This is a genomic window from Methylophaga sp. OBS4, from assembly GCF_026319305.1.
In the GTDB taxonomy this organism is placed as follows: Bacteria; Pseudomonadota; Gammaproteobacteria; order Nitrosococcales; family Methylophagaceae; genus Methylophaga.
Window position 1 is genome coordinate 1 of record NZ_JAPDMV010000048.1, and the last position, 13,250, is coordinate 13,250.

The window sequence follows — 13,250 nt, forward strand, 5'->3', positions numbered from 1 at the left end:
GGCCACGGGTCCACATCCGCAGGGGTTCATACAGGCTTGCAGGCCATCCCATAAACGCGCACTGAATTTCGAGCGCAAAATCTTGCCCCAGCAGGCTCATTGCTTCTATCTCGCCTTCGTGAGACAGGCGCGCAGCAATGTTTTCAGCAATAGCACGACACTTTGGTTCAAACTCCGCCATCGCTTCCGGATCAAAGTAGGGATCGATAATACGGCGAAAACGGGTGTGCTCAGGAGGATCCATAGCATTCGGTACGGACAAATGCCAGCTCGCGACATTACTGAAAGTATCATGATCTTCCAGTACGCGCTTAACATCCTCATGGCGAAACAATGACCACTGCATATAGTCACTATAAGCCACAGGACCGCGTGTCCTCATTTCATCATATGCGGCGAGTTGATTTTCCAGTACAGAAGTAGCCCTAGGATCCCAGTCCTGCTGATATTTATTCCTGCTCATGACTTTCCTCTTTTGAATCACCCTGACTTATTCAGGCGGCTACCAGTCATATGTAGGTTGCTCATATTTTTAACACTCGCAGTGACAACTGGCAGCGTGATACTAAATACTACTCACGTAAAAAAATTTTTTCTGCTCTGGTGTTTGCTTTCTTACGAATAACAATGCTTTTTTTGATCTGCATCAATTGCCCAAGCAATTAGCGTTTTATTGAGACCAATATCCCTCTTTATTTTTAGGGACTTAATCTGGTTTCACGATGACTGCCCGTTGCTGACTTTGATAGGTCTGAATGCCACCGACAGGCCAAGCTGATCCCAATCAAAATTGACTGCACGAGTCTTAAACCCTCGTTGTGGCCATACTGGTAGTAGTAATTACTATTACAGCCAAAAAATCTTTTTTGCCCCTGTAGAGCATAATCACAGATGGAATTGACCTTTTGAATCAAGCACTCCGAAATCCTCCAGGGAGGAGAACTAAAAGCGACTCAAAGATGAAAATGTTATGAAGCCTCAGAAACAAGGGAGCAAAGCTTGACAATTAACATTTATGTCATTGTTTGTATTGATATATTATCGTTATTCCTAGTGGGTTTTGGCATCAGAATGTACCACTTTTCACGACACAAACCCGCAAAACACCCATCTTGGTTTACTGTTTACAAGCTGAAAGCAACTTAACAGACCCTTTTGCAAAGCCACAAAGTTACACGCTGTTTACACTTTGTGGATTTTCCGCGAGCCTTTCTTCCGCATGCGCGACAAAAGGCATTCCTGGCTTACCCGTGCAAAGCGGTGTTCTGTGAAAGCTACAAAATGTTTTTGAACCACCAGCCAGAGTCTTCACTTGTTTAACTCCAGATTGCGCCAAGACTCGGTAAGCAAGATAGCTTCTGAAGCCAACCCGACAATAAAGCAGGATTATTTTATCTTTTGGAAGCTTGTTCAGACTGCTACGAAGCTTGCCCAGTGGAATATTAACGGCCCCGTCAATATGCCAAGCGTCATATTCAATCGAGCTTCTCACATCTACAAGCAGAGCATTCTCAATGACATTCTCATAATCTTCAGCATACCAAAACTCAATATCGCCGTTGAGCAAATTTGAGCCGACAAATCCGGCCATGTTGACTGGATCTTTCGCCGAACCATACGGCGGGGCATAAGTGAGCTCCAAATGTTCCAGATCAAACACGGTCAAACCTGCTCGAAGTGCTACAGAAAAAACATCAATTCGCTTATCAACACCATCGTAGCCAACGATCTGCACCCCTAATAGTTTTCCATCATCAGGTTTGAACAATAGCTTGATATGCATGGAGTTTGTCCCAGGGTAATAACTCGCATGCCCAGTGGGGTGAATGTATATCTTGCGATATGGAATGTTATTTCTTTTTAATGTCTTTTCTGAAGCGCCGGTGCCTCCAGCCGTCATTTCAAACACCTTCACTATCGCGGTGCCCTGAGTAGTTGAGTAGGAACTTGCTCGACCAAATATATGATCAGCAACGATCCGACCTTGCCGGTTTGCTGGGCCGGCAAGCGCTATTAATGAGGGCTCGCCGGTAATCGTATCCGATACTTCCACAGCATCACCCGCCGCGTAAATATTCGGCAGATTGGTCTGCATATATTTATTTACCAGAATGCCGCCACTCGAGCCTATTGCTATTCCAGTACCATCCAGAAGGCTAATATCGGGCCTCACACCAACAGCCAGCAGAACCATATCAGTTGAGATCGATTCTCCCGTATCAAGCAAGACATCTAATTGCTGGTTATTCTCTTTAAACCCGGTTGCTGATGTTGAAAGCTTTAAGTTGATGCCATGGTATTCAAGGTGATACTGAATATCTCGTGACATTTCCTGGTCCAGCAGAGGCATGACTTGATCTGCGATCTCAATCAGAGAGACCTCTATACCTCGGTGATGAAGGTTTTCAGCCATCTCAATGCCGATATAACCACCACCAATTATCACTGCGCTTTTAATAGAACCATCAACTGTGGCTTTGAGTTTATCCATGTCCTCAATGTTACGGAGCGTGAATACACTGGGATGATTGACTCCCGGCAAATTCGGCACCGTTGGTTTTGCACCAGGGCATATCACTAACTTGTCGTAAGTGAGTTGATAGTCTTCATTTGTATTAAGTTTGTTGACCGTGATATTTTGCCGATCTGACTTGATGTGACGAGCTTCATGGCCAATACGCACATCAAGATTGAGTGACTCCGCAAGTGACTCGGGTGTTTGTAATACAAGAGCATCGCGGTTCTCTATTACCTCTCCGACGTGATAAGGCAACCCACAATTTGCGAAAGATACGTATTGGCTTCTTTCAATGACGATGATAACAGCATGCTCATCAAGCCTTCGGGCTCTTGCTGCAGCAGACATGCCGGCAGCCACCCCACCGATAATTACTATCTTCATATCTTCCCTATTCATTTGCACCTCACTTACCACCATTTTGAATGGCTGAAAGGTGTCTAGCAAATTGGTGGCGACTCAAACTTTGTGATGCCGATAAAACAGATTAGAGGCCAAAAAGGATGCAGCGCTATGCCTATTGACTCTTATTTCAATCCTGTTGACTTAATTTGCTTTGCGGAGAAACTTTCTCTTAGTACGCGAGGTAAGGCAAGCACGATATAACCTCCTGTCCAGCTTGTTGCGCCCAGCAGGTGTAGTAATAACACGCTCCCGCCCATCAGCTTACCTTTTGCTCCTTGATAGTCCGGACGGTCAACATTTCACGCGTGCCCTGGAGCCCATGTAAAAGTAGAAAGTGATGAAAAGACAGACTACATAAAAAACGACAAAACCGATAAATGCGGCACGCACGTCACCTGTCATGGACAATGCGGTACCGTAAGACTTGGGAATGAAAAAGCCACCATACGCAGCGATTGCCGAAATAAAACCCAGAATGGCCGCTGATTCACGATTCGCCTCGACGACAGCCTGCTCCTGCTTACTCTCGCCCAATGCCTCGTGTCTGAGCGTAAGGCAAATCACCGGTACCATTCTGAAGGTAGAGCCATTGCCCGCGCCACTGGCCAGAAACAGCAGCAAGAACATGATAAAAAATCCGGCAAAATTACCCTCAGACTCAACAGTCGGCAAAAACAAGATTACGCCAATAACACCCATTACCATAATGACAAATAACCAGAAAGTGACGATGGCACCACTCAACTTGTCTGCCAGCATGCCACCCACGGGTCTTGCCAATGCACCTATCAATGGCCCAATAAAGGCATACTTCATTACGTCAACGTCAGGGAAAAGTTTGCCACTTAAAAGAGGAAAACCTGCCGCAAAGCCGATAAAACTGCCAAACGTGCCCAGATACAACACGCACATCGTCCAGTTATCAAAGCGCTTGAATATGACAGCCTGCTCAGAAAATGAAGATTTCGCCGATGCAATATCATTCATGCCAAACCATGCAGCAATTGCAGCAACGGCAATCAATGGTACCCAGATCAGGGCAGCGTTTTGCAGCCAGAGAGCGGAACCTGCCTGAGCACCGCTGGCTACCGTCAATGGCTCACCACCCAGGACACTGCTGGAGATAATAAGGGGGCCGATTAACTGCATGGCGGCTACCCCCACATTACCAAGCCCGGCATTCAGTCCGAGTGCAGTTCCTTTTTCCTTTTTGGGAAAGAAAAAGCTGATATTGGCCATACTGGAAGAAAAATTGCCGCCGCCAAAACCACACAATAACGCCAGGATCAGCATGACGACATAGGGTGTTTCAGGGTTTTGTAGTGTCAGACTCAACCAGATACAGGGGATCAGCAAACTGGCGGTGGACAGCGCCGTCCAGCGTCGGCCTCCAAAAACAGGCACCATGAAGCCATAAAACAGGCGCAAAGTAGCGCCTGACAAAGCAGGTAAGGCTGCCAGCCAGAACAGTTGATTTGCACTATAGGCAAATCCCAGTTCCGGCATTTTCACAACCAGAATGCTCCAGATAGTCCAGACCGCAAAAGCAAGAAAAAGGCAGGGAATCGAAATCCACAAATTACGCCGGGCAATGCGCTTGCCCTTTTGTTGCCAGAATGCCTGATCTTCTGGACGCCAGTCTTCCAGCACAAAAACAGACGGAGTGGAAAGTTCAGGCAGATCGGAAACCTCTTGATCCTGCCGCCACTCGATTTGCTCTGCCCGCCGGATGGTGAAATGCATCCACAGCAGTGAGACGGCGGCCATCACAAACAGCAACATAAAGCTTACTTGCCATACCCCGACAACATCGCTGATAAGTCCGAATGTCAGGGGCAGCAGAAAACCGCCCAGGCCACCTATCATGGCTACCGTGCCGACAACGAGACCGATATGATTGGGGAAGTAGTCCGGGATATGTTTTAAAACAGCAACATTGCCTAGCGACAGAAAACTGCCCAGCACACAAATCAGCAGGGTGAAGATCAGAAGATTAATCGAGAAAGCAAACTGATAGCTTGCCGATACACCATGAATCAGGTATGTCGTCGGCGGATAGCTGAGCACAAACGCACTCAGCATAACCACACCAAAACTTGCATACATAGACCGCCTGGCTCCCAGCTTGCTGACAAGACTGATAGCCGGAATGTGCATCAAAGAGGTCACAACAATAAAGATGGCAGTCACCGCACCGGCTTGAACCAGGTTCAGGCGGTAGACTTCGATAAGATAGACCGGCAGCCACAACACTAGAGCAATAAACCCACCGAACAGCAGGAAGTAGTAGAACGAAAAGCGCCAGACAGTGGGCTCTGAAATTGGAGTCAGTCGCGAGATCAATTGCTTGCGCAGTTCGCTGCGGCCAGGCTCAGGATGGGCCATTAGCTGAAATACGATGGCAACCACCACCAGCGTCAGCGCCGTCAGCTGGATCATTTGCTGCCAGCTGAGGACTTGAAGCAACACGGCAGTACCAAATGACGTCATGGCCATGCCCATCGTCGCAGAGCCGATGATAGCGAGGGCCCTGGCCTGTTCGGATTGCTTGAACCATGAGGTGGTGTAACCGGCGCCTACCACAAAACTCCCGCCAAGCAGGCCAAACCCGGCTGCCGACAACAACATCGCAACATAGCTTTCGCTGATGCTGAACAACCACAAGAAGCCGGCTGGGATCAGCATGAGCAGAATAAAAATTCGCCGCCCGCCAAGATAATCTGCCATCACGCCGAACACCAGACGGCTCAGTGCCCCGGTCAACACCGGCATGGCCATCAGCAGCGCCAGCTGGGTGTTGACCAGTCCCAGCTGATCACGAATCTGAATGCCAATGACTGATAAAACAGTCCATGCGGCGAAACAGAACATCAACGAAACACTCACCAACCAGAGCGTGCGTTTTTGGTAAAAAGCTGTTTGCGATGGGGAGGAGTTCAACTTCAGCCGCCTGTTCGCTATTGCATAAGGGGGGAGCCTGAAACAGCGAGATCGATTCCCTCAATGTCGGCCTCGGCGAGTAAAACTTCGATATATTGCGCTACTGCCTTTCGTTGAACGCGTTCGTTGAGATACTCAGCAATTCGATCGGCGACATGTTGATAAGGTATCACCTCTCCCTCAATGCGTTGATCAACCGATACCACGTGAAAGCCAAAACGCGTTTCTACCGGCCGCCGGATCAATCCCGGCGAGGCGGCGAAGAGCTGCCGTTCGAACTCTGGTACGGTTTGCCCACGACTGAGCTGTCCAAGCTGCCCGCCCTGCTTGGCAGAATCGCAGAGAGAGTGTTGTCTGGCCAGTTTGGCGAAAAAGTCTGGCTGTCGGGACAGCTTTTCGATCAACAATTCCGCCAGTTTCAACGCCTCAGTTCGCGCCTGAAGATCATCGGGATGGGCCGCCAGTAAAATATGGCGCGCGGCAACCAGTGGCGAGGTGAGAAACTTCTCAGGATTAGCCTGATAATATTGTCGGCACTCTGTTTCGGCCGCTTGTGGAACACTGACTTCCCGGGCAATCAATGTGTCCAGATAATCCGTTTTGTCAGTATTGGTAATGTTTATTCCCAATACTTCTGCCTGTTGGCGCAATACGACGTCAATCACAAGACACTGTGCTGCTTTTTGATAAGCCGCCTCCTGAGAAGCTGCCGGATGGTACTGCATCTCCTTCAGTATATCCGTTTCAAAAATTTCGACGCCATTGACCTTAATCACGCCGTTTTTCTGTCTTTCATTAACTGCCACGGGTTCTGACCACCTGATAATTCCTGAACAAATATTTAACCGGCACGCTGATCATGTGAACCAACCGACTGAAGGGAAATACGGCAAAGATAAAGAGTCCCAAGGTCACATGCATTTTGAAGATCCAGTGCGCATCAGCAATCGCTGACACCGCCATTTGCGGATTAATGATCACGATATTCTGCGCCCAGCTCATCAGCTTCAGCATCTCACTGCCATCCAGATGAGCAACAGAAATAAAGGTACTTCCCAGTCCAAGCAGCAACTGCCCCAGCAATAGCATCAGGATCAAGATATCCATCACTGTGCTGGTCGCGCGGACAGCCGGGTGCGTCAGCCGGCGATGCAATAAAATCACCAGACCATAAAGACAAATCAAACCAAATATGCCCCCCGCGACAATCGCAATGATCTGTTTAAACCCCGGCGAAATCCCCAACGCATGCCAGACAGCATTTGGCGTGAGTAGGCCAACAAAATGGCCGATAAAAATGCCCAGAATGCCGATATGGAAAGGTATGCTACCGCGTCGAAGTTGCTTCTTCTCGAGCAACTGACTAGAGCTAGCTTTCCAGGTGTATTGCTCGCGCTCATAACGAATCACTGAGCCAAGCAACAAGATGGACACTGCGATATACGGAAACACTCCAAACAATAGAAAATTCAGATATGTCATTTTTCACCCCCTGTCCGGTGGACTGTGGCGCCTCGTCTGGTCAAAATCCATCCATGTAACCGGAACCTCGCGGACAGTCTCGCCCCCCTCTGTCTGAGAGCTACAGCCGCCTCCCCCCGTATCGGCCCCAAATGTCACGACCTCTTCTTCCCATTCCTTATCAAGAGCTTCGGCAGTATCATCACGTTTTTCTCCAGCCAACTGCTGGCGTAACGCATCCAGATCAAGATCACTATCAGCCAGTTCCAGCAACAACTCAAACAAGGCTGCGTAGTCGCTTTCACGCTGTTCCAGACGACACATAATCAGTGCCAGAATATGCTCGACCTGTATCAGCCACTCCCTCGCATTATCCTCGCCCTGAGTGACCAGAAATTCCAGAAACAGCGGAATGTAATCCGGCAATTCTTGTTGATTAATTTCGAGTCCGGCCGCACGGTAATTTGCCAACAGCTCGACCATCGCCTGGCCTCTATCCCGGCTTTCACCATGCACATGCTCAAACAGCCATAGTCCAAGACTGCGTCCACGCTCAAACAGGCCATCGTATTGCGCCTGCCAGCTCATCAAATCCATTGTCAGGTACTTGTCAAAGAAACTGTTCAACCGTTTTTTGGATAAAGTCTGCAATGGGCTCTCGTCAATCAGTTCGTCAAATAATGCCCTGTCCTGATAAAGTCCCTGGTCGGGATAATCCAGTAAACGTGAAAATACAAATAAGACTTGCATGGTTATTTACCGATTGTGATGGGGATCACTTTGACTTTGCGCTGTGAAGCCTTGGTCTGTCCGAACAGATTGGTCTCACTATTGCCATCGCTGCAACCATTACCAAAGCTGAAACCACAACTGCTTTTCATGTCGTAGGCATTTTCGGCATAAGCGGTATGGCTTGTGGGAATCACAAAGCGATCCTCATAATTGGCAATTGCCATATAGCGATACATTTCCTCGACCTGCTCGGCAGTAATCCCTGCCTGCTCGGGAATAGAATAATCCTCCATGCCTTCGACCTGTTGAGCGCGTTTATAGGCACGCATCGCAATCATCCGTTTCAATGCACGGACAACCGGTTTTTCATCACCTGCAGCCAACAGATTGGCAAGGTAGCGTAGCGGGATCCGCAATGACTCCAGGTCAGGGATCACGCCATTCATCGATACATGACCCGCTTCAGCAGCGGATTGGATGGGTGACAATGGCGGTACGTACCATACCATCGGTAGCGTGCGGTACTCCGGATGAAGCGGAAGAGCAACCTGCCAGTCAACGGCCATTTTGTAGACGGGCGATTGACGCGCTGCCTCCAGCCAGCTTTCCGGGATACTTTCCTCCCGAGCAGCGGCAATTACCTCCGGATCATGGGGATCGAGAAATATATCGAGCTGGGCCTGATACAGATCCTGCTCATCGGCAACAGCTGCAGCTTGCTCGATTTGATCAGCGTCATACAACAAAACGCCAAGATAGCGGATACGCCCAACACAGGTCTCGGAACAGACTGTGGGTTGACCGGCCTCAATACGCGGATAGCAGAAGATACATTTTTCAGACTTGCCGCTTTTCCAGTTGTAGTAAATCTTCTTATAGGGGCAGCCGGAGACGCACATGCGCCAGCCCCGGCACTTGTCCTGATCAATCAATACGATGCCGTCTTCTTCCCGTTTGTAGATGGCGCCGGAAGGGCAACTCGCCACGCAGGACGGATTAAGGCAGTGTTCACACAGGCGGGGCAGATACATCATGAAGGTTTGTTCAAACTGCCCGTAGATGTCTTTTTGCACATCATCGAAATTTTTGTCGCGTTTGCGCTTTTCAAACTCCGTACCCAGTAATTCTTCCCAGTTCGGCCCCCAATTGATTTTTTCCATTCGCTGGCCACTGATCAATGAGCGCGGTCTGGCTACCGGCTGGTGTTTGCTATCTTTCGCTGTGTGGAGATGCTGGTAGTCAAAATCAAACGGCTCGTAATAGTCATCAATTTCCGGCAGGTCAGGATTGGCGAAAATATTAGCCAGAATACGTAACTTCCCGCCTTGTTTGGGGATCAGCTTGCCATTTTTCTTACGCGTCCAGCCGCCGTTGTATTTATCCTGGTTTTCCCATTCCTTGGGGTATCCCACGCCAGGTTTGGTCTCGACATTATTGAACCAGGCGTATTCCATTCCCTCACGACTGGTCCAGACGTTTTTACACGTCACCGAACAGGTATGACAGCCGATGCATTTATCGAGGTTGAGCACCATGCCTATCTGTGCGCGTACTTTCATGATCTGGCCTCCTCTTCCTCTTCCAGCCAATCAACCTTGCTCATTTTCCTGACAATCACGAACTCGTCGCGGTTACAGCCAACGGTTCCGTAGTAGTTAAAACCATAGGAAAACTGGGCATAACCGCCAATCATATGGGTGGGCTTCATCACCGCCCGTGTAACCGAGTTGTGTATACCACCTCGACCACCGGTAATTTCCGAGCCGGGGATATTCACGATTCGTTCCTGTGCGTGATACATCATGCTCATTCCTTCGGGCACGCGCTGAGACACGACGGCGCGGCAGGTGATGGCACCATTGACATTGAACACCTCAATCCAGTCGTTGTCCTCAATACCGGCAGCCTTCGCATCGACTTCGCTGATCCACACAATCGGACCACCGCGGCTGAGCGTCAGCATCAGCAAGTTGTCAGAGTAAGTGGAGTGGATGCCCCACTTCTGATGCGGCGTGATCCAGTTGAGCACAATCTCTTTATGGCCGTTGGGCTTTTTATTGAGAACAGGCGCCGTGTTTTTGAGATTCATTGGCGGTTTGTACAACACCAACTGCTCGCCAAAATCGCGCATCCACAGATGATCCTGGTAAAACTGCTGCCGTCCGGTCAGGGTTCGCCAGGGGATCAATTCATGCACATTGGTGTAACCCGCGTTGTATGAAACATGCTCGTCTTCCAGTCCTGACCAGGTCGGCGAACTGATGATTTTTCTCGGCTGCGCCTGAATATCGCGAAAACGGATCTTTTCTTCTTCTTTGTTTTTTGCGAGATGGCTGTGATCGATACCAGTAAATTCAGATAGTGCCGCCCAGGCCTTCACCGCTACCTGACCATTGGTTTCGGGCGCAAGACTCAATATGGTCTCAGCGGCATCAATCGCGCTTTCAATGCGTGGCCGTCCCAGGTTGGCACCAGGCGTTTGGTGAACATAGTTCAGTTTTCCAAGGAAGTTGACTTCATCCTTGGTATCCCAGCTGATGCCTTTGCCACCATTGCCCAAGGTTTCCAGTAACGGACCCAGCGAGACAAAACGCTGGTAGGTGTTGGGGTAGTCACGTTCAACCACCACCATGTTTGGCGCGGTTTTCCCGGGAATAAGTTCACATTCACCCTTCCACCACATTTTAACGCCGTCACTCTGCGCAATTTCGGCCGGGGTATCGTGAAGCAAAGGCTGAGTCACCAGATCCTTCTCAACACCGAGATGTCCCCTGCAAACTGTCGAGAAGGCTTTAGCGATGCCTTTGAAAATATCCCAGTCGGTTCTCGACTGCCAGACCGGATCCACTGCTTTCGACAACGGGTGAATAAACGGATGCATATCCGAGGTATTAAGATCGTCCTTCTCGTACCAGGTGGCGGTTGGCAACACAATATCGGAATACAGACAGGTCGTGGACATGCGAAAATCGAGAGTCACCAGCAGATCGACTTTGCCCTCAACGGCTTCATCCTGCCAGTGGACATCTTCTGGTTTCGCCTGACCCGTTTCTCCCAGGTCCTTGCCCTGCAGGCCATGTCGTGTACCCAGCAGGTGTCGCAACATGTATTCATGCCCCTTGCCTGATGAGCCGAGCAGGTTGGATCGCCAAATAAACAGATTGCGGGGAAAGTTCTGTGGGCTATCCGGTTCAAGACAGGCAAAGTTAAGCTTGCCAGAACGCAGTTGTTCTACCACATAGTCCTTGGGATCCTGACCAGCAACTTCCGCCTCACGCGTCAGCACCAGCGGATTACGTCCCAACTGGGGGGCCGATGGCAACCAGCCCATCCGTTCAGCCCGTGTATTAAAGTCAATAATCGAGCCTTGCCAACGTGACGTATCTGCCAGCGGCGATAACATTTCACTGATTGATAGTTTTTCGTAGCGCCATTGATCAGAGTGGTTATAGAAAAACGACGTGCCATTCATATGCCGGGGAGGTCGGCTCCAGTCAAGGCCAAAAGCGAGTGGTTGCCAGCCTGTTTGCGGCCTGAGTTTTTCTTGCCCGACATAATGGGCCCAGCCTCCGCCAGACTGGCCGACACAGCCACACAACATCAGCATGTTGATGAGCCCCCGATAGTTCATGTCCATGTTGAACCAGTGGTTCAAACCGGCGCCAACGATGATCATGCTGCGGCCGTTGGTTTTGGCTGCCGTGTCGGCAAACTCGCGTGCAATTTGAATCACTCGCTCAGCCGGTACACCAGTGATCGGTTGCTGCCAGGCGGGGGTGTAAGGAACATTATCCTCATAACTACGGGCGACATTGTCATCGTTGAGGCCGTTATCAACGCCGTAATGTGCCAGCATCAAGTCAAACACGGTGGCGATCTGACGCTGACTGCCATCCTTTAACGTGATGGTTTTGACCGGCACTTTGCGGCGTTGCAGTTCGGTATGTTCGGTATGCTGGAAATAGCCAAGATCATGTTTTTTACTACCGAAATAAGGGAACAACACATCAATCAGGTCATCAGCCGTGTTTTTCAGACTCAGCGTCAGCCGGCAGTCTTTACCTTCAGCCCCGTCTTTTTGCTGCAGATTCCATTTACCCTTTTCACCCCAGCGATAACCGATGCTGCCATTGGGGGATACAAGCTCACCAGATAACTCATCGATGGCAATGGTTTTCCATTGCGGATTGTTCTGTTCGCCCAAATCTTCAGCCAGGTCGCTCGCTCGCAAAAATGCGCCCTGCACCAGGCCACCGGAAGCGTGTGGCTCAAGCTTCACCAACAACGGCAGGTCGGTGTAACGACGAGAGTAATCATTGAAATAGTCAACCTGACGGTCAACATAAAATTCTTTGAGAATGACATGACCAAATGCCATCGCCAAGGCGGCATCTGTGCCCTGTTTTGGTGCCAGCCAGACATCGGATAATTTGGCACACTCGGAGTAATCAGAGGCTATGGCAACCGTTTTAGTGCCTTTATATCTGACCTCGGTGAAAAAGTGCGCATCAGGTGTCCGGGTCTGCGGCACATTGGATCCCCAGGCAATCAGATAGGCGGAATTGAACCAGTCCGCCGATTCGGGCACATCTGTTTGCTCTCCCCAGGTCTGTGGCGACGATGGCGGCAAATCACAGTACCAGTCGTAAAAGCTCAGGCAGTTGGCACCAATCAGGGAAAGGTAGCGCGAGCCCGCAGCGTAACTGACCATGCTCATCGCCGGGATAGGGGAAAATCCGGATATACGGTCCGGTCCATAGGTTTTTGCGGTATAGACGTTGCTCGCAGCGATGATTTCGTTGATCTCATCCCAGTCAGCGCGCACAAATCCGCCCATACCTCGTCGCGATTTGTAACTGCGGGCTTTGGCATTGTCTTCTACAATTGAGGCCCAGGCATCAACCGGATCAGCGTGAAGCTGTCTGGCTTCCCTCCAGAGTGACAACAGCGTCTGCCGCACCTTCGGATATTTGAGCCGGTTGGCGCTGTAGATATACCAGGAAAAACTGGCACCGCGAGGGCAACCGCGCGGTTCGTGATTGGGCAAATCGGGCCGGGTGCGGGGGTAGTGGTGCACTGTTACGGTGTTAACAAGTGTGCCGGACACAACGACTGCAAGACCGCGGATAATGCCTGCAAGGGCCAGGGCTCATGTAAAGGCAAAGGCTTTGTATCAATGTCCGCCGAAGCTTGT

The 13,250-nt window shown here is 50.0% G+C and carries 7 protein-coding genes and 1 pseudogene; all 8 read right to left on the reverse strand.

Features of this window, described 5'->3' with window-relative positions; translation table 11 throughout:
• Positions 1–463 (reverse strand): annotated as a pseudogene (locus OMP95_RS11760) (cytochrome P450); the annotation flags it as partial.
• Positions 464–1,171: 708 nt separating this feature from the next.
• Positions 1,172–2,917 (reverse strand): FAD-dependent oxidoreductase, encoded by a 1,746-nt coding sequence (locus OMP95_RS11765; protein ID WP_266329057.1) that lies wholly within the window; start codon positions 2,915–2,917, stop codon positions 1,172–1,174.
• A gap of 297 nt (positions 2,918–3,214) precedes the next feature.
• Positions 3,215–5,794: a NarK family nitrate/nitrite MFS transporter gene (locus OMP95_RS11770; RefSeq protein ID WP_323135135.1), complete on the reverse strand. Its 2,580-nt coding sequence runs from the start codon at positions 5,792–5,794 to the stop codon at positions 3,215–3,217.
• Between the two features lie 86 nt (positions 5,795–5,880).
• A complete protein-coding gene (locus tag OMP95_RS11780; RefSeq protein ID WP_266329059.1) occupies positions 5,881–6,669 on the reverse strand; it encodes a peptidylprolyl isomerase in 789 nt (262 codons plus the stop codon).
• Positions 6,659–7,345, reverse strand: coding sequence for a respiratory nitrate reductase subunit gamma (gene narI, locus OMP95_RS11785; RefSeq protein WP_266329061.1), 687 nt, complete (start codon positions 7,343–7,345; stop codon positions 6,659–6,661). The genes OMP95_RS11780 and narI overlap by 11 nt, the downstream gene beginning before the upstream one ends.
• Positions 7,346–7,348: 3 nt before the next feature.
• Positions 7,349–8,074 carry a nitrate reductase molybdenum cofactor assembly chaperone gene (gene narJ, locus OMP95_RS11790; RefSeq protein ID WP_266329063.1) on the reverse strand — a complete coding sequence of 242 codons (726 nt, stop codon included), beginning with the start codon at positions 8,072–8,074 and terminating at the stop codon, positions 7,349–7,351.
• 2 nt (positions 8,075–8,076) lie between these two features.
• Positions 8,077–9,615, reverse strand: coding sequence for a nitrate reductase subunit beta (gene narH / locus OMP95_RS11795; protein WP_266329066.1), 1,539 nt, complete (start codon positions 9,613–9,615; stop codon positions 8,077–8,079).
• The gene (locus tag OMP95_RS11800) at positions 9,612–13,163 is read right to left on the reverse strand and encodes a nitrate reductase subunit alpha (RefSeq protein ID WP_323135136.1); all 3,552 of its coding nucleotides are present in this window, start codon (positions 13,161–13,163) and stop codon (positions 9,612–9,614) included. The genes narH and OMP95_RS11800 overlap by 4 nt, the downstream gene beginning before the upstream one ends.
• Between the last annotated feature and the right edge of the window lie 87 nt (positions 13,164–13,250).